16 protein-coding genes and 1 pseudogene are annotated in these 17,698 nt (G+C 70.3%); 8 read left to right on the forward strand and 9 right to left on the reverse strand.

Going from position 1 to position 17,698, the window contains the following annotated elements:
* Nucleotides 1–155: 155 nt before the first annotated feature.
* Nucleotides 156–1,142, forward strand: a complete 987-nt coding sequence (locus ACFWW8_RS27175; protein ID WP_386532163.1) for a hypothetical protein — start codon at nt 156–158, stop codon at nt 1,140–1,142.
* Between the two features lie 39 nt (nt 1,143–1,181).
* Nucleotides 1,182–2,207 carry a TauD/TfdA family dioxygenase gene (locus tag ACFWW8_RS27180; RefSeq protein WP_386532166.1) on the forward strand — a complete coding sequence of 342 codons (1,026 nt, stop codon included), beginning with the start codon at nt 1,182–1,184 and terminating at the stop codon, nt 2,205–2,207.
* 386 nt (nt 2,208–2,593) lie between these two features.
* Here ACFWW8_RS27180 and ACFWW8_RS27185 read toward each other — a convergent pair whose 3' ends face one another.
* The 3 genes from ACFWW8_RS27185 to ACFWW8_RS27195 form a co-directional block, all read right to left on the reverse strand.
* Nucleotides 2,594–3,466: an alpha/beta fold hydrolase gene (locus ACFWW8_RS27185; protein WP_386532169.1), complete on the reverse strand. Its 873-nt coding sequence runs from the start codon at nt 3,464–3,466 to the stop codon at nt 2,594–2,596.
* Nucleotides 3,459–4,484, reverse strand: coding sequence for an NADP-dependent oxidoreductase (locus ACFWW8_RS27190; RefSeq protein ID WP_386532172.1), 1,026 nt, complete (start codon nt 4,482–4,484; stop codon nt 3,459–3,461). The genes ACFWW8_RS27185 and ACFWW8_RS27190 overlap by 8 nt, the downstream gene beginning before the upstream one ends.
* 163 nt (nt 4,485–4,647) lie before the next feature.
* The gene (locus ACFWW8_RS27195) at nt 4,648–5,340 is read right to left on the reverse strand and encodes an SDR family oxidoreductase (protein ID WP_386532175.1); all 693 of its coding nucleotides are present in this window, start codon (nt 5,338–5,340) and stop codon (nt 4,648–4,650) included.
* Nucleotides 5,341–5,452: 112 nt separating this feature from the next.
* Between ACFWW8_RS27195 and ACFWW8_RS27200 the strand changes: the two genes are divergently transcribed.
* A complete protein-coding gene (locus ACFWW8_RS27200; RefSeq protein ID WP_386532219.1) occupies nt 5,453–6,013 on the forward strand; it encodes a TetR/AcrR family transcriptional regulator in 561 nt (186 codons plus the stop codon).
* 637 nt (nt 6,014–6,650) lie between these two features.
* Here the strand turns inward: ACFWW8_RS27200 and ACFWW8_RS27205 are convergent.
* From ACFWW8_RS27205 to ACFWW8_RS27215, 3 genes are all read right to left on the reverse strand, one after another.
* The gene (locus ACFWW8_RS27205) at nt 6,651–8,711 is read right to left on the reverse strand and encodes a pectinesterase family protein (RefSeq protein WP_386532177.1); all 2,061 of its coding nucleotides are present in this window, start codon (nt 8,709–8,711) and stop codon (nt 6,651–6,653) included.
* A gap of 733 nt (nt 8,712–9,444) precedes the next feature.
* Complete coding sequence (locus ACFWW8_RS27210) at nt 9,445–10,293, reverse strand: hypothetical protein (RefSeq protein ID WP_386532180.1); 849 nt, start codon at nt 10,291–10,293, stop codon at nt 9,445–9,447.
* The gene (locus ACFWW8_RS27215) at nt 10,290–10,856 is read right to left on the reverse strand and encodes a SigE family RNA polymerase sigma factor (RefSeq protein WP_386532183.1); all 567 of its coding nucleotides are present in this window, start codon (nt 10,854–10,856) and stop codon (nt 10,290–10,292) included. The genes ACFWW8_RS27210 and ACFWW8_RS27215 overlap by 4 nt, the downstream gene beginning before the upstream one ends.
* Nucleotides 10,857–11,267: 411 nt before the next feature.
* On the opposite strand from ACFWW8_RS27215, the gene ACFWW8_RS27220 reads away from it, so the two are divergent.
* Nucleotides 11,268–12,611 (forward strand): polysaccharide lyase family 1 protein, encoded by a 1,344-nt coding sequence (locus ACFWW8_RS27220; RefSeq protein WP_386532185.1) that lies wholly within the window; start codon nt 11,268–11,270, stop codon nt 12,609–12,611.
* Nucleotides 12,612–13,044: 433 nt separating this feature from the next.
* On the opposite strand, the gene ACFWW8_RS27225 is transcribed toward ACFWW8_RS27220, so the two are convergent.
* Nucleotides 13,045–13,614, reverse strand: a complete 570-nt coding sequence (locus ACFWW8_RS27225) for a DUF6434 domain-containing protein (protein ID WP_386532188.1) — start codon at nt 13,612–13,614, stop codon at nt 13,045–13,047.
* A gap of 298 nt (nt 13,615–13,912) precedes the next feature.
* Here ACFWW8_RS27225 and ACFWW8_RS27230 point away from each other — a divergent pair.
* The 3 genes and pseudogenes from ACFWW8_RS27230 to ACFWW8_RS27240 all read left to right on the forward strand — a co-directional run.
* Nucleotides 13,913–14,325 (forward strand): annotated as a pseudogene (locus ACFWW8_RS27230) (DUF6354 family protein); the annotation flags it as partial.
* A 51-nt stretch (nt 14,326–14,376) separates the two neighbouring features.
* The gene (locus tag ACFWW8_RS27235) at nt 14,377–15,810 is read left to right on the forward strand and encodes a PP2C family protein-serine/threonine phosphatase (RefSeq protein WP_386532190.1); all 1,434 of its coding nucleotides are present in this window, start codon (nt 14,377–14,379) and stop codon (nt 15,808–15,810) included.
* Entirely contained in the window at nt 15,807–16,178 is a 372-nt protein-coding gene (locus ACFWW8_RS27240; RefSeq protein WP_386532192.1) for an STAS domain-containing protein, read from the forward strand. Before ACFWW8_RS27235 ends, ACFWW8_RS27240 begins: the two co-directional genes overlap by 4 nt.
* 158 nt (nt 16,179–16,336) lie before the next feature.
* Here ACFWW8_RS27240 and ACFWW8_RS27245 read toward each other — a convergent pair whose 3' ends face one another.
* Nucleotides 16,337–16,690 (reverse strand): hypothetical protein, encoded by a 354-nt coding sequence (locus ACFWW8_RS27245; RefSeq protein WP_386532196.1) that lies wholly within the window; start codon nt 16,688–16,690, stop codon nt 16,337–16,339.
* Nucleotides 16,691–17,123: 433 nt separating this feature from the next.
* On the opposite strand from ACFWW8_RS27245, the gene ACFWW8_RS27250 reads away from it, so the two are divergent.
* Nucleotides 17,124–17,420, forward strand: a complete 297-nt coding sequence (locus ACFWW8_RS27250; RefSeq protein WP_386532199.1) for a hypothetical protein — start codon at nt 17,124–17,126, stop codon at nt 17,418–17,420.
* Nucleotides 17,421–17,438: 18 nt separating this feature from the next.
* Here ACFWW8_RS27250 and ACFWW8_RS27255 read toward each other — a convergent pair.
* On the reverse strand, nt 17,439–17,698 hold a 260-nt coding region (locus ACFWW8_RS27255; protein ID WP_386532202.1), incomplete at its 5' end, for a SpoIIE family protein phosphatase.

Consider the following 17,698-nt stretch of genomic DNA (forward strand, 5'->3'; position numbering starts at 1 on the left):
GTTCATGGCCAAGTACTGTGACTATGGGCTTATCACCGCTTGCCAGTCATCCTGCTGTCGCTGTCTTTCGCCTGCCCCGAGGCGGGCGGCCCTCCCCGGCGCTGGGCTCCCGGGTCGAGGTCGAGGCGGAGCGGACCGCGCGTGTGCTGGCCGGGGTGGCGACCCATGCCAGACCTGTCGAGCGGGCCGGCGCACTGCGGCGCGCCGCCTCTGCTGCTCGTGAACTGGCAGCCGCTCTGTCGGATCAGGCTCCGGCCGTCGCGGGCGAGGCACTGCAGGCCGAGTCGACCAGCCAGTCCTATTTCCGGGTCCGGGAGAAAGAACTGTCTGATCAGCAGGCCGCCCTGCACGGCGTCCTGGTCATCCACCGCGCTCTCCAAGACCTCTGCGAGACGCCGCTGTCGGGCGGCGACCTGGCACTGGAGCTAGCGGGAATGCGCCAGGCGGTGGTCGACCTCACCGGCGCGACGCCGGGCAGCAGCCGTGACCTCGACCCTACGGCGAACGTCCCGGAGCCAGGTACGAGGGCGTCATCGGAGGACGTGTGGAGCGCTCGGTGGCTCATTGGCCATCAGGTCCATGTCCTGTTCAACGTCTGCGCCGCGGTCGCCGTAGCCGACGCCGCCGCCCGTCTGCGGCAGAGCGACAACGACGCCGCGCTGCTGCGGCTGGCAGACGCGACCACGTACGTGCGGGGCTTCCCGGCGGCCATGACCCACGCCAGTACGGTCCCGGCCGACTACTACATGGCGGCGATACGCCAGACCATGGCGCCTCCGTCGGTGGACGTCCCATTGAGCGGGCGCCAGCACCGCGGATACAAACTGTTCCGGGCGTCGATGAATGACCTGCTGTCCGTCGTTCCCGACTCCTACGAGCACCTGGTGGCCCGCGCCCCGGAACTGGCCGAGGCGCGGGGTGCTCTCCTGGAAGCCGACATCATCGACGGCGAGCGGCACGTCACCCTCGCGTACTCGATGGTGCATCTGCACCGTTCCCTCGCTCAAAAACCCGAAGGCCCCGACAACGCCGTCGCCGAACTACGGCTCATGCGCCATCGCCGGGCGGCCCAGTACGCCCCCCTGATCCGATTCGGGGACCACTACATCGCCGACGCCGTGGCCGGGCTGCGCCACAAGTAGGTCCGCGCGGCCGCCGCCCCACCCCCGCAGGAGAACCCGATGCCCGAGACCACGCCCGACACCACCCATCCCGCCGACCTCGCCGACCTCGCCGACCTCGCCGACCGGGAATTGACTCCGGCCGATGCCGATGCGTGCGAACGGGTGGCCCGCGCTCTGTGCACCGGCGGGCACGACCAGCTCGACAGCCCGGAGTGGGTGGCACGGGCCCGGGACGCCTGGGAGGATCTCCCGCTCTTGCTGCGCCGCGAGGTTCGGCGGTTTCGACGGCATTCCGGCCCGCACGGCACCCTGGTGATCAGCGGCCTGCCCCTCGACCAGGCGGCCCTGCCCCCGACGCCCGCCGTACCCGGCTCGGTCCAACGCCAGGCCACTATCCCGGCAGCGGTACTCACCATGGTCGCCTGCGGGCTCGGGGAGCCTCTCGCCTACCTGGCTGAGAAATCCGGCGCCCTCGTGCAGGACGTCGTGCCCGTCCCCGGACAGGAGACCTTCCACGGCAACGCCGGATCGGTGCCGCTGTCCTTCCACACCGAGAACGGCTTCCACCCCCACCCACCCGACTATGTGGTCTTCCTGTGCCTGCGCGCCGACCACGACCGCCGCGCCGGCATGCGCGTTGCCGGCATCCGCCAAGCGCTGCCGCTTCTCAGCCCAGCCGGCCGTCAGGTCTTGTTCGCACCGGAGTTCCTCACCACACCGCCCCCCTCCTTCAACTCTGCGGCCGGCGCGGGTAAGCCGGATGCCAGGCCCCGACCGGTGCTGTCGGGAGCGGTCGAGGATCCCGACATACGCATGGCGCAACTCGTCACCACCCCGCTCACTCCCCGGGCCGCCGCGGCGCTGGCCGAATTCGGCCGCGCCTGCGAAGCGACGGCCCGCACCCTGCGCCTGACACCCGGCGACCTGGTCGTCATCGACAACCGCGTCACCGTCCACGGCCGCACCGCCTTCCACCCCCGCTACGACGGAGCAGACCGCTGGCTGCAACGCACCTACGTCACCACCGACCTGCGCCGCTCCCGCGACCACCGCCCCCACGACGGCCACGTACTCACCCGGTGAGCCAGGGCGTGTCAGCGATCAGGTGTAAGTCGGTTGGTGGCCCGACGCCTAAGAAACAAGCACGAAGTGACGGAACTCCTCGACGGTGATCACACCATCGCCGTGAGTGTCCAGTTCTTGGCCGGCGTCGTCCAGTAGCGGCGGAACGCGCTAGCAGCTCGCCATCGACCAGAACGAACAGGACCGCCTGTACGACATCACGGCCGGCTGCGGCGGCAACACCGTCACCTACCCCCCCGTCCCGTAAGCCCACCCGACGAGGCCCTGCCCCTCGGCGATGCGGCGACATCACCGGGGGAAACGGGTGGCCGCCGTCGCACAGGTCCACCCCGGCCCGGCGGAGGGCGAGGCCGACCAAGCCGAGGGTGCGGGCGGAGGAGCCGATGTCAGCTGTCGGTGCGGAGGTGGGCTCGCACGGCGTCGACGAACTCGTCGACGTGCTGGAAGACGCCGCCGTGTCCGGCCCCTGGGTAGATGATCAGCGTGCTACCGGGAATGCGGGCGTGCATGTCGTGGGACAGCTCGGTGGGGACCATACGGTCGTGGTCGCCGTTGGCGATGAGCGTCGGGGCGCCGATGCGGGAGAGGTCCTGCGGCTCAGCCCGGCCCCAGCCCCGGATGGTGGTGATCTGGCGGTGAAAGGACGACAGTGAAATGGGGGCGTCACGGTCCATCACGCGCTCGCGCAAGCGCGCGAGGTAAACCTCCGCTGCCGCCTTGCCCGCTGGAGTGCGGGGAAAGAACAGGAACTCCTTGGCATCGGTGCGGGCCATCGCGGCACGAGCCATGTCCCAGTAGACGTAGGCTCCACCTGTCGGACGGTCGATGCCAGTGCCCCCGGCGGGGCCGGTTCCGGCCAGGACGAGGCGGCGCACGAGCCCCGGCGCATCGAGGGCCACCTGCTGGGCGACGAAGCCGCCGAGGGAGAATCCGAGCAGGTCCATCTGGGTCAGGCCCAGGGCGGCCACGAACCCCTCCGCCGCACGCGCCATCGCGGCGACGGTGCCTGGGACACGGCCGGTGGATCCGCCGACCCCGGGGAGGTCGAGCGCGACGATGCGGCGATCGCGGGCGAGCGCGTCGACGAATCGGGGATCCCACTCGTCGAGCGTGGCGCCCAGGTGAGTGAGCAGGACCAGAGGGACGCCGTTCTCAGGTCCGAGGTCGCGGTATACGAGCGTGTTCGAACCTACGACGACGCGGCGGTTGGGCGCCGTGGCCCACGTGATCGGGCGGGGACGGACGTTGGACTCAGCCACGGTTGGTCACCGCCTTCGGGTCGGTGGTGACCAGGACCTTGCCGCGTGTGCCGCCGGCGAGCGCCTCGTCGAGAGCCCGCGGGGTCTGGTCGAATGGGAGCACCCGGTCGATGATCGGGCGCAGCACCCCGTCGTCGACCAGCCCGGTGACCTGGCGCAGCGCGGCGCTATCGGGTGTGATGAACAGGAAGCGGTAGGTGACCCCGAGCGCGCGTGCCCGGCGGCGAGTACGGGCACTCAGGGCCTGGATGGCGAGCCGGACGACGGGGTTGACGCCGACGCGCCGCGCGAAGGCCGGGTCGGGCGGGCCCGTGATGCCGATGACGGTGCCGCCGGGGCGCAGCACACCGAGGGAAGCCTGCAGCGTGGCTCCGCCCTGGGTGTCGAGGACGAGGTCGACGGGCGTGCCGGCGAGGCTTTGTGCGAGGTCGTCGTGGCGGTAGTCGATGACGATGTCGGCACCAAGCTCCCGGGCGGCTGCGATGTTCGCCGTCGAGACGGTGGTGGCGACGGTGCAGCCCAGGTGCTTGGCGAGCTGGATCGCGACCGATCCCACGCCACCGGTCCCGCCGTGGATGAGGACGGTCTGGCCGTTCTTCACCTTGCCCATGTCGACGAGGGCCTGCCAGGCCGTGAGCGCTACGACGGGAAGCCCCGCGGCCTCGACCCGGCTCACCGAGTGGGGCACGGGTGCCATCGTGGCGGCGTCGACCGCGACGAACTCGGAGAAGGTGCCCGTGGCCGCCAGGTCGACATAGCCGTACACGTGGTCACCCACGGCGACGTCTCGTACCGCGGAGCCGACCTCAACGACCTCACCGGAGAGCTCACCGCCCATGACTTTGGGTAGCCGGAACGGGAAGATTGCCTTGAACTCGCCGGAGCGGAGCCGCTCGTCGGCATGGTTGACGCCCGACGCGACCATGCGCACGAGCACCTCTTGGGGGGCGGGGACCGGTACGGGCATCTCGACCTCCCGCAAGGGGGAGCCGTACCTCTCGAGTACGAAGGCCTTCACGGAGCACTCCTAGCAAAGCGTTTCTGGGGGGGGCGGGTATCTCGGCGGCGGGCGCATCCCGAATGGCTGCCGTACTTTTCGGTCCTCGACAGCGCGGACGGCTACCAGTTCGGCGAGTCGGAGGGGGTGGGGAGGCGGCCGCGCCGGGGTGGAGGGGTGAGCGTCAGCCCGCGTTCGACTGGGGTGCCGCGGACAGGCTCTGCTTGACGTACCGGCTGGTCTCATCGGCGAGGATCTCGGGCAGGCCGGTCTCGATGCCGGACAGAGCCTGGGCCGCGACGTCGGGGGCGGCGACCTTCTGATCGGCAGGCACGCCGGCGGCCATGTCGGTGTCCATGTAACCGACGTGTAGCGCCGAGACGGCGATCCCGCGCGGTGCCAGCTCCTCACGGGTCGCATCGCTCAGCGCCCAGGCGGCGGCCTTGGAGGCCGCGTACGAGCCGAGGCCGGCCGGGTGGAACCAGGACAGGGCGGACAGGACGTTGAGTACGGCGCCGCCGCCGTTGCCCTCGATGACGGGAGCGAACGCGCGGGTCGCGGCGAGCGGGCCGAAGAAGTTGGTCTCCATCTCCCGGCGCACCTCAGCCACGTCGCCTCCGATCAGCGTCACGCCGGTGGAGATGCCCGCGTTGTTGATCAGCAGTGTCGCGTCGGATGCCACGCGGACGGCCTCCTGTATCGACGCCTCGTCCGTGACGTCCAGCCGCAGCGGGATGACGCCGGGCACGTCAACCGCCTCGGGGCGCCGGGCCGCGCCGTACACCTTCGCGCCACGCTCGACGAGCTGGGCTGCCAGGTGCCGCCCGAGCCCCCGGTTTGCGCCGGTGACGACCGCGACCGCGTTCTTGAGTTCCATGCCCGCTCCTGATCCTGACGGGCGCCGACGGCAACCCGGTGAATTAGATTACGACATCAATCTAAACATGGAGTTACGATAGATGCCAGTCGACATCCAACGGGAGGTGGCCATGGGCCGCGTATCGCAGGCGCAGGCGCAGGAAAACCGCAGGCGGGTGGTGGACACCGCCTCCCGGTTGTTCCGGGAGCAGGGCACGCAGGTCAGCGTCGCCGATCTGATGCAGGCGGCCGGTCTGACCCACGGCGCCTTCTACAAGCAGTTCGCCTCCAAGGAGGCACTCGTCGACGAGGCCACCGCCCACGCCTTCGCCGAGCTCGCCCGGCGCCACACCGAGGGACTTGAGCGGTATGAAGGGCGGCGCGACGCCGCCCAGCAGGTGCTGATCGACACCTACCTCTCCGTCGAGCACCGGGACGGCCCGGCGGACGGCTGTCCGGTCGCCGCGCTCGCCTCCGACATCGCGCGCGAAGGCGGGGGACGTGAGGCCCGTCGCGTCTACACCGAGGGGGTGGCCGACTTCGCCGACTTCCTCGCCACCGACGACCAGGACGGCATCGCCCGCCTCTGCACCCTCTTCGGAGCACTGGTCCTGTCCCGGGCAACCAACGGCTCCCCGCTCTCCGAGGAGATCCTCGCCGCCGCGCGCGCAGCCTTGACCGAAGCAGGCTGATCAAGGGCGCGGCGCGGGTGTCCGCGGAGCGCGCCAGCGGCGGAAGGATTTCGGCGGCGGACCGGCCCCGGTGCGTACGCGCGAGCTCCGCGAAGGCCTCCTGATACGGGGCGCCTCAGGTGCCGGAGCTATCGGTGAGCAGCCGGTCCAGCTGCTCACCGCTCATCACAAGAACAGCTCGACGAGCGGACCCGGCCGTCGCCCTCCAGCACCAATCCCCACGAGGCGGCCCCGGGGATGTCCGAGGGCGGCGTGAGGTCGGCCTGCCAGGCCTCCAGAGGGTCCGGGCAGCCAGGCCGGCGGGGCGATGCTCGGTATTCCACCACCGAGCCCGGTCCAGGACCTCGGCGGAACTCGGCGGATCTGCGTCTTGCCCGACGGTCACGAGTCCTCGCTGGAGGAACCGCATTGGGGACGGACCACCGAGGCCGGCCGAGCGCGTGGGTGGGCAGCGCACCCGATGACTAGTGACGCTGTGAGCCGACAGGCAGGACCCCGGGGGCGCTGGAGCGTTTCTGGGCACCGGTCCGCGTCCTGAAACTCCCGCAGTGACGGCGGATGCAGCCGCCTCGGGCCCTGCCCGCGGATCCGGGGCCCGGGAGCTGCGCGACCCCCCGGCCCCCTTCTCCCGGCCGATCTACGGGGTCCAGCCGCCCAGCCAATGCGAGACTTCGTGGGATGCGGCCTGGGCGTCCGCCAGGTGGGGCCGCTCGGTGCTCTTTGGACCGGCGCCCGGGCCGGTGTTCATGTACTCGGCGAAGCGGTCGTCCTTCCAGGCGAAGCCGCCCATGTCGGCCCAGGGCGTGCTCTTGATCGCGGCGCTGAGGTGGGAGTTGCGGACGGTGGCCTGGGGGTCGGTCGTCTTGTCGCCACCGGGATGCCAGTTCCGGCCGAGGTGGAAGGAGGACGCGGCCACATCGCCGTTGACCGTGGAGCGGTTGATGAGGATGCCGTTGCGGCCCGCCGGGGTGCTCGGGGCGGTGATGTAGCCGGCCGAGGTACCGTTCCAGCGCTTCTTGAGGGTGATGACCGACTGGTCGATCACCGCGGTGGCACGGCCGAAGATGAAGTCGACGTTGCCGACGACGTAGGAGTTGGTGACGTAGACGCGGCCGGGCTTGTCCGGCGCCGCGGTTTCCATTTCCAGGGTGTCCTGGTCGCCGGTGACGATGACGCCGTCCAGCACAATTCTGTCCGCAGCCGTGAGCAGGGCGACCGCCTGGTGGCCGTTCAGGGACTGGTTCGCGGCCTCGTCGAAGTCGTTGGAGACGCTGAGGTTGCGGAGCTGGGAGTCGTCCGACCGGACGGCGACCGTGGCGCTACCCGGTGTGCCGTACGTGCCCGAACCGTCCGGCTTCCGCGTGCCGGCCGCGTTGCCGTACACGATCACCGTGTCCTTGCGGCTCGCGCCCGAGCCCTGGATGGTGATGTGCGGCTTGCTCGCCGGAACGTCCACCGTCTCGCGGTACGTGCCCGGCTTGACCGAGATGACGACGCGGGAGGGATTGCCGACGGGTACGGCGTCCACTGCGGCCTGGACCGTCCTGTACGTACCGGATCCGTCCTTGGCCACGGTCAGGGTTGTCGCGGCCGTAGCGGAGGGGGTGGTCGCCGCCCTGCCGATGGCAGGGCGGGGGCCGGCGCCGGACTTCACCTTCGAGGGGACGTCGGCGGCCGCGTCGAGGGTGTAGCGGTAGTAGGTCGTGGGGTCGAAGGCCGTGCCACCGCTCTCGTTGCGGCCCGTGGTGTCCACGAAGACATTGCCGCGCTGCACGAGAGCGGCCGTGCCGTCCTTGATGACCGGGTTGTTCATCCCCTCGAAGTAGCTGTTCTCCAGCACCATCTTCGTCCCGCCGCGCGCGTAGTTGCCGTAGGAGGAGGTGATGGACGAGTCCGGGTCGTCCTGCAGGAAGTTGTTGTAGAGGTGGGCGTGTGCCACGTTGTCTGTCGACGGGTTGCGCTGCTCGGTTTCGTGGAACCAGTTGTGGTGGATCGTGATGTCGGCGGTGACGTGGTCGGTCCAGCCGATGCCGAAGGCCTTGTTCTCGTTCTTCAGCTGGTTCCAGGACACCGTCACGTATGTGGTGTCCTTGCGGCTGTCGATCAGTCCGTCGGCCATGTTCCGCAGGTTGTTGTGGTCGATCCACACGTGGTGGGCGCCGTCCATCTGGATGGCGTCCCAGTCGTGGTCCTTGTCGTTCCACGTGCCGGCGTAGGAGTCACGGATCGTCAGGTTCCTGATGATCACATTGTGGACGCCCTGGCCGAGGAAGAACCCTCCGCCGACGATGTGTCCCGAGGTGCCCGCGCCGACGATGGTCTTGTCAGAGGCGACCGCGATCTCCTTGCCCTTGGGGTTCATGGTGATCGTGCCCGCCACGACGATGACGTACGGCTGCGGGGCGGTCGCGTACTTCTCCAGGTCGGCCAGGGTCTTCACGGTGACGATCGCGCCGTCCCGGCCGCCGTAGGTGCCTTTCTGTCCCAGCGCGTTGACCGAGGCGAAGCCGTCCGCGACCTCACGGGCCCAGGCCGGGCCCGTTGTGGCGGCCGCGGCCTTCGGCCGGGCGTCCTCGCCGAACACTCCGAGGGCTCCGCCGTACGACATGCCCACTGCGGTGGCCGTGGCCAACGGGATGCCGACCGTCAGGCCGAGTCTGCGCCTGCGGTGCCGAGCCTTGGGCTGCGTGGTTTTCATCGTTCACTGTCCTTGGGAGGATGATGGTGGGGCGTACACCTGTCAGTTGCCACCGCGGGCGGAAAGGTTGCCGCGATTCCGGTGCACGACGCCCGTTCCGACCGCCCGGGGCCCGCGCGAACGGCCGCTCCACGCCCCGGGTCCCCCGCTGGGCAGTCCCGTACTCTCCTTCCGATCCGCTGCCCTCGCGGAGAGCCACGCCTGGAGGGCCTCTGCGCAGCCCGCCCCTGACCGCCCCCGACCGCCCCATGGATCCTGTGCCCCACGATCGCGACCCGGACAAGGCCGGGAAGTGGCTGGAGGACTGGACGGACATCACTCGCCGGTCTCGTGCTGGTGACCACCCGCACCCCGTGGGCCGGAGGCGGGCGCACCGCCGGTGAGGCCGACTGGGGCCTGTACGTGCCCGTGCACCACAACCCAGCGACCGCGATGGTCCTGGCAAGGCCCGGGTGAGCATCCCGCGCCGCCGGCAGCCTGCCATGGGGCATTCGCTGGAACACCCGATCCGTAGCGCACCCCTGACCTGCGGTGAGGGGGCCACGGGTTCCGGCCGGGACCGCTGTTGCACCACAGTGTGGCAGCCCGTGTTGGACCGCCGCCCGGCGCGCGGTGACCCGGTGACGGTGGCGGACGCTTTTCAGCTCGGCGGTCATGCCCCTTCCTTGCGTGGGAAGATCTTGCGCCCTCTAAGCGGCACGGATGGGGAAAGGTTGCCGCGTTTTCGTCGTCATCAGTCGTCGTGCCGGGCGAAGTCGCCCGAGACGGCGAGCTGTTCGCTCCGCGTCCGGGCGGTGGCCGCGTAGCGGTCGTCCCGGGCGTCCCGGGCGCCGCCGGCGTGGTTGTACTGCCCGGCAAACACCCACTGACCGGCCGGGACCGTACGACCCTGCTTGAGCACCCAGGTGTGGACGAGGTAACCGGCCTTCTCGACGATCGTCAGGGTGAAGTCAGCCTCGGGCAGCGACCGCCACGCGCCGGTGGAGGTGACCTGGCCGGTCTGAGCGATCCGCAACTCGACGGTCAGCGTGCTCAGTTCCTCGCGCGTCTTGAGGGTGACGTTGCTCTGTGCCCAGAAGTCGTTGCTGTGCGGGTCCACGGAGCCGTCCGACCACAGAGGCCCGTCCTGCTCACCGGCGGCGGGCGCGCCGGCATCGGGCGTACGCGGCGGGGAGACGCTCGGCTCACGGGGCTTGCGGGAGGTGCTCGGTGTCGGGTCCGCGGGCGCCGGATCCACGGGCGCCGGGTCCGCCGGTGAGGGAGCCCTGCGCGTCGCCTCCGTCGACGGGGCGGGCGTGGAGGTGAGGGCGGGCACCGTCGGGACCGCGACCGTCTGCTGCGGAGGCTTGTCGTTGACCAGGGAGGCCACGCCGTAGCCGCCCGTGGCGAGGATCCCCGCGACCGCCGCGGTGACGCCCACCGCACGCAACCAGCCGAACCGCAGAGGGCGGGCCGCACGGTCCTCCTGCGCCATGCCGCGTTCGAGCCGTGCCAGGATCCGCGCGCGGTCGGGCCGGTGCGTCCCGGCCGCCTCGTGCAGCCGGGCGCGCAGCTCGTCGTCCGCGTCCCCCCGCATCGTCATCGGTCCCTTCCTCCGGCCGTCCCGGTACGCACCATCGCCGCGTGCACCTTACGCGGAGCGTCCTGCGCGCCGAGCAGCCGCTGCAGCTCGGCCATCCCCTTCGAGGTCTGGCTCTTCACCGTACCGACCGACACGCCAAGGGCCAGCGCGGTGTCCTTCTCGGACAGGTCGAACGCATGGCGCAGCACGACACACGCCCGCTTCCGGAACGGCAGCCTGCGCAGCGCCCCTCGTACGTCGAGCACCCCGGCCACGTCCGGATTCTCCGTCTTCTCCTCCCGCTGCGCCCAGAACAGCGCGACACGCCGCCGCTCGCGCACCGCGCTGCGTATCCGCGCCCGGGCCATATTGGCAACCACGCCCCGCGCGTACGCCACCGGCTGCCCGCTCGCCCGCACCCGGTCCCAGCGGTGCCACAGCGCGAGCAGCGCGTCCGCCGCCAGGTCGTCGGCGGCATCCGCCTCGCCGGTCAACAGGTGCGCGAGCCGTGCCAATTCGGCGTGGTGCCGCTCGAAGAAGGCATGGAACTCCACGGAGGCGGCGTCATCGACAATTGTGGCCACGGGCGATGTCCTCCTCGCAGCGACCTCGGGGCTCCGGAACCGGGCGCCTGTGCCTGTCATGTGTGCGACATGTGAATGTCCGAACGAGATCCGCAAGAGTAGCAGTGAGCAAGCGCTTGCTCTGCCACGCCTGTTGTCCGACGGCACTCCCGGTCTCGGCCGGCGGGCAGAGGTCCCAGAACGGGCGCACAGGGGGCGCCCGCAGCCGTCGAGACGATCGGCTGAATCGATGCGGCGACCGGACCGGGACCGTGAAGGGCGTCCTGGACGCGCAACGTTCGGTTGCTGACCTGAGCTGACCTTGCCTGCATGGTTCAAACCGACTTCCCGCACGCGGCAACCTTTCAAGGGTCGGCGGCCACTAACAGGGCGTAACCCCGTCAACCCCGCTCCTCCCCCTAAGGAAGCCCCGTGGCTGCTCGCTCCCACCGCCGGTCCCTCCGATCCCGTCGTGGCGCCGTCCTCTGCGCGGCCGTCGTGGCCGCATGCGTCGGCTCTGGTGCTGTCGTGATGAACGCCAACGCCGGGACCGCCGACCTGTACCACCAGACGCTCACCGCGAAGGACGGCTGGGCGTCCTCCGGTACGGGGACCACCGGAGGCACGAAGGCCGACTCCGCCCACACCCTCACCGTCTCCACCCGTGCGCAGCTCGTGAAGGCGCTGGGCTCGGTCTCCGACACCACACCCCGCCTCATCAAGATCAACGGCATGATCGACGCCAACACCGATGACAGCGGCAAGAAGTTGACCTGCGCCGACTACGCCCTCGGTACCGGCTACTCGCTGTCGGCCTACCTCAAGGCCTACGACCCGGCCACCTACGGCCGCTCCAAGCTGCCCTCCGGCACCCAGGAGACGGCACGCGCCGCCGCCCAGACCAAGCAGGGCAAGAACGTCGTCTTCAAGGTCCCCGCCAACACGACCATTGTGGGCGTCCCCGGCACGAACGCGGGCCTCAGCGGGGCCATGCTCCAGATTCAGAACGTCGACAACGTCATCGTCCGCAACCTGACCTTCGCCGCCACTGAGGACTGCTTCCCGCAGTGGGACCCGACCGACGGCGACGACGGCAACTGGAACTCAAACTACGACTCGGTGTCCCTGCGCGGCGCAACCCACGTGTGGGCGGACCACAACACGTTCACCGACGCGCCGCACTTCGACAACACCAACCCGAAGCACTTCGGCCGCGAGTACCAGATCCACGACGGCGCCCTCGACATCACGAAGGGATCCGACCTGGTCACCGTCTCGCGCAACCAGTTCACCAACCACGACAAGACGATGCTGATCGGCAGCAGCGACACCGACAGCGTCGGCAAGCTGCGCGTCTCCATCCATCACAACGTGTGGAAAGGCATCATGCAGCGCGCCCCGCTGGCCCGCATCGGCCAGATCCACATCTACAACAACTACTACGACGTCACACCCCTCAACGGGTACACGCCGCAGTACAGCATCAACTCCCGCGCCAAGGCTCAGATCGTCGCGGAGAACAACTACTGGAAGCTGCCCTCCGGCGCGAAGGCCGCCAAGCTCCTCAGCGGTGACGGCACCGGCTCGGTCAAGGGCTCTGGCAACCTCGTCAACGGCACGGTGACCGACCTCGTCGCCGCCTACAACGCCGCCTCGTCCAAGGACCTGAAGACCACGGTCAACTGGACACCGACCCTCACGACGGGCCTGGAGCCCTCGGCGATCAACCTTCCGACGTCGCTGGCGACGACGACGGGGGCGGGCGTGCTCAAGTAGCGCCCGCGACATGCGAGGGCCGGGAGACGACGCCCCCGGCCCTCGCATACCGCGCCGCGCGGTTCGCCGCCACGGACGGTGAGGGCCCGCCGGGCCCGGTGCCCGCCTCGTGGGCGGCGTACCGCCGGACTTCCCACGAGGGCGCCACCAGCGGCCCGGCCGTACGAAGGCAGACGCCACCCGTGACGGCCCCTGCGCCTACATCGTGGGGGCCGGCGCCTACGGGACGTTTTAGCCCGCAGATCCGGGAGGGGTGCGCCCGTGTCGTGTCGCATTCCAGTTGCCAGGTCGCGCGGTTATGACCTGCAGGGCTGACAGCTGGTCTGGTGATGCGGTCCGGTGTCGTTCAGACGAGTTGGCCCTCTCGGAAGGAATCGCGCGGCGGGGATCCGATGCCCTGGCACTCGGCGCCCAGACATAGCTGTGGAACCGGTCACCCCGCGGCCGGGCGACGAGGCCGGTCTCGGTGATCGCGCCAGGCCGCGAGCGCTTCGGCACGGCTGCCGGCCGGATGCTCGACATGCCAGTCACGCAGAAAGCGATTGAGCTCGAACTGCGAGCCGATCTCCTGAGGCTGGACAGCGGCCTGGCGCGTGGCGTGCCAGTGGGCGATGGCATCGGCCAGGGTGCGCCCTGCACCTTCGGCTACGAATGTCCGCATGGAGGCGTCGAAGTGGAAGCCCTGGCCGATCTCGCGGCGGAAGTACTCGCGCAGCACCTGACTGCACCGCTGGCCCTCGGGAATCACGGTGAACCCGTTCACTGGCGCGGCGAGCTGGCGGCCAGCGCTGCGCGCCCGGGGCGGCGCGGCCGGCGGGGCGACGCCTTCCAGCGCGGCCCGTAGCCGGTCCGTCAGTGCCGCCTTCCCACCGCCCCGCGGCACCCCGAGCTCGCGGGCAAGCACGGTCAGCTCGGCCAGCGTCCAGTACCAGCGGGACAACTCGTCCCCGCTCAACGCCGCACTCAGCTCTGGTCGCGTCTCGGCACCCGCATTCGAACTCATGTCCCCATCATAGGAGAGGTGGTACGCCCGGCGTTCGACGAGACGAACCGGCGGCCAACCGCGACGCGGTGAGCATCTGGCGGCTCGGATGAGACCGAGCGAGAATCCGCCGGCTGCACTGCGACAGGACACGCCCGAGCAGGGTAGGCGTGGACCAGTACGCCGCTCAGAGGCCAACTACGACGCTGGAAGCCAACGAGAGCGTTCACGTATGACTGGGCGTCGCATCAGGGCACTGCACGCGAGGAGCTCACCGATGAGGACCGTCCGCGCGGGTTGGCTGTAGCGCGACCTCGCCCGCGACAGGATCCGCCGTGATCGACGCCTGCGCGTGGAGAGTGTCGAGGAGAACGGCCGCTCCTCCTGTCGCGTCGAACACGACCTCGGCGGCCCCGCCGACCGGAGCCCGCGGATCGCCGTGACGCGCTGGCAAGCCCTGCGAAGTGGGAGCTCCTGGAAGCGACCCCCACTGCCGGCACCGACCTCGGTCACACCGCGCTGCTGGCCGCCCTCACCCGCGTCCATCACCTGGCCGCCACCCCTGCCGACTACGCCCACGCCGCCTGGACCCTGATGAGCGATGGCGCCCCCACCACGCCGGAGCCGGCCGATGCGGGTTACGGACCGCGACCTCATCCCGCTCGCGCAGGCCCTGGCCCAGTCGGCCACCCCACACGAGGATTGTTTTCCGAGGCCGGGAGGCTGGTCTAGGCTGCCGACGTCGTCGGCCACCAAGGCCGGTGAGGCAAGGAGAGGTAGACAATGCCGCAAGCGCGACACGCGACCGGCCGGGCGGGCACGCCGGGCCGGCGGACGCTCAGTGCGGTAGAAGAAGCGGCCCGGATGGCCGCGGTGCGCCGCTATGACATCCTCGACACCCCGCCGGACGGCGCATTCGACCGCGTCGCGGCGATGGCTGCCCGGCTGTTCAAGGTGCCGGTGGCGAGTGTGACGATCGTGGACGCGGACCGGATCTGGTTCAAGGCCGCCCACGGCCTGGAAGGCGTGAGCGAGATCGGCCGGGAGCCGGGCCTGTGCGGCTCGGCGATCCTCTCCGACGAAACACTGGTGATCCCGGACACTCTCACCGACCCCGTCGCCTTCAACAACGGTCTGGTCACCGGGCCGATGGCGGTCCGCTTCTACGCCGCCGCCCCGATCACCACCCGTGACGGCCACCGGCTGGGAACCGTCAACATCCTCGACACCAAGCCCCGCCTGATCACCGAGGACGACACCGCCACCCTCGCGGATCTGGCCGCGATCGTGCTCGACGAGCTGGAGATGCGCCTGTCAGCGCTGAACGCCCTGCGCACCGAGCAGGAGCGGCGCATCGAGCAGGAGGAGGCCCGCGAGCGCGCGGACCGGGACAAGAGCGCCCTCGAAGCGTTCGCCTCCACCCTCCAGCGCACTCTGCTGCCGCCGGCGCTGCCGGTGGTGCCGGGCCTGGAGCTGGCGTGCCACTACGCCACGGCCTCCCCGCAGAACGTGGGCGGCGACTTCTACGACGTCTTCCCCCTCGGCGGGAAGAGGTGGGCGTTCTTCCTCGGAGACGTGTGCGGAAAGGGTCCGGAAGCCGCCTCCCTGACCTCCCTGACCCGCTACACCCTGCGCGCCGCGGCCCTGATCGACTCCGACCCGGAGCTGGTCCTCACCTCGCTGAACACGGCGCTGCTTCTCGACCCCGCCGTCGGCACCCGGTTCTGCACCGCCGTCTTCGGCGTCCTCGAACCGCACGAGAAGGACGGCTTCACCGTCACGGTGGCCACCGGCGGACACCCACCCGCCTACCACCTGCGCGGCCGGGGTGTCGTGGAAGAGGTGCACCCCAAGGGCGGCATGTTCATCGGTGCCATAGCCGACGCGCGCTTCGCCTCCCACACGCTTCACCTCGCCCCGGGCGAAGCACTGCTCCTCTACACCGACGGACTGACCGAGGCCCGCTCCGCCGACGGGGAGATGATCGGGGAAGAGGGCCTGACCGGATTCCTCTCCGCCCGCACCGCGCCCGCCAGCGCGGCATCGGTCATAGAGGACACCATCGGCCTCCTCAACGCGATGCCCCACGGCGCCGGAGACGACGTCGCCCTGCTGGCCCTGTCCGTCCCGCTCGCCGACGCCGCGGACAGCCTCACCGCGACCGCCACCGCCCACACCATCGCCTCCGCCGGCGAGACGCCGGAGAGCCGACCGTGACCGACTTCCTCCTCACCCCACAGCACACCGACGGCGACCTCGCCCTGGCGCGCGTCGTCGGGGAACTCGACATCGACACCGCCCCCCACCTGCGCACCCAGGCACTGGCCCTGATCGAACAGGGACACCGCCACCTGATCCTGGACCTCGGGGCCGTCACCTTCTGCGACTCCTCCGGCTTCAACGCCCTGGTCGGCATCTTCCGCTGCGCCAAGACCGTCGACGGCACCCTGGTCCTCGCCGCCGTCCCCGACCGCCTCCAGCGGCTGCTCCAGCTGACCGGCCTCGACACCCTGCTACCCGCCCACCCCACCGCCGCCCACGCCCTCGTCGCGCACACGCGCAGCCAGGACACGGCCACCGCGTAACCCCTGCGGTGGCCCAGAGCGAGGGCGGCCAACGCATGGCACCCGGGACCATGGCCTCAGCCCGCCTCGCCCCGACACAGGCGAGCGCCGGGTCAGGGTGGGGCCCCGCGGGCCTCTACCGCGCTGACACGACCGCCATGCGGCTTCGCGTACGGCCCTCACTGTCCGTCGGTGATGTAGTAGTCGTTCTTGAGGTACTCCAGGATGTAGCTGCCGAGGTCGCTCTCGGTGAAGGTGGCGGAGGACCTGACCGCTTCGAGCGGCATCTCGATCTTGTCGGGGGTGCGCACGACCACGCGCCGCGGATCGACCGTCGCGGTTTGCAGGGCCTTCTTCTGCTCAGGTGAGATCATCTGGAACACGACGACGTACGTTGACGTGCACGGCCCGTATCCCTGGTCCTGTGCCTTCTTCGCGCCCGGCCCGGCCACTTCGCAGACCGTGTCGATGTCCTCCCGCCCGAGGCCGTGAAGGTAGTGCTCGTACCGCTGGATCGCGCGCTCTTTCGTCATGGGCGCGGGCTGGTTGCCGGGAGGGGCGGCCGACGGCTTCCCGGTGCCGGCGGACGCGGACGGCGCGGCTGACGTCCCTTTCGCCGACGTGGAAGCGGGCGGCTGCGAAGACTCCGCGGCCCCGTCCCCCTTCGGTTTGTCCGGACCGCAGGCGCACACCGCCAGCACCACGCAGACCGATACCGCCGCGCTCACCATCGTCCGCGTTTCCATCAGATCCCTTCCAGCAGCCGGCTACACCAAGAAGGCTTCACGCAGGATCCGGGGGAACGGTTCCCGAGCCCGTGACCGGCCCCCGTGGTCACCGCCCCACGCGTCACACTGCGATGGCAATCGGTGCAGGGCCGCTGGCACGGGACACGGGCGGGGCGTCGCCTCCTCGTGACAGCGGGCGGACTGGCATCTTAATTCGAACACCTGATTGAATAAGTGAGTGACGTTCTTCCGCTTCCCCGACGACCTGATCAGCCTCAAGCGCCGGCAGATCCGTGCCTACAACCGGCTCGCCCTGCGCCCCGCCGTAGGCGCGGCCGAGCTGCGACGGGAGTTGATCCGGTTGTCGTGTCTCATCAGCTCGCACCCGTACTGGGCGGAGCGCGGCTGGAGCACGGCTGGCCGGGTCGAACTGCTCCGCGCGGCCGAGAGCGGGCCGGACGGGGAGCGTGAGCTGACCGTGCGTTGGAGCGGCAACGAGTTCGTCGTCGCCGAGTCCGGGACACAGTCCTCGTGAGCGACCTGGAAGCCCGGCTCAGGGGCCGTGCCAGTCCAGGCACAGCACGGTCGCGTCATCCTTCGGCGGCCGCCCGCCGTAGACGTCGGTGACCGCGCCGACCAGAGCGCGCACGACCTCCCGCGGATGCTCGTCCGCGGTCTTGCGGAGGAGGCCGGGCAGGTCGACCGCTTCCGCTTCGCGTTCCTGCATGCCGTCGGTGTGGAGCAGGAGGCGGTCGCCGGGTTGCAGGTCGAGGTCCTGGACCTGGTAGGTGCCCGGGTGGTGACCGAAGCCGA

Origin of the sequence: Streptomyces sp. NPDC058701 (assembly GCF_042715295.1) — a bacterium.
Classification (GTDB): domain Bacteria; phylum Actinomycetota; class Actinomycetes; order Streptomycetales; family Streptomycetaceae; genus Streptomyces.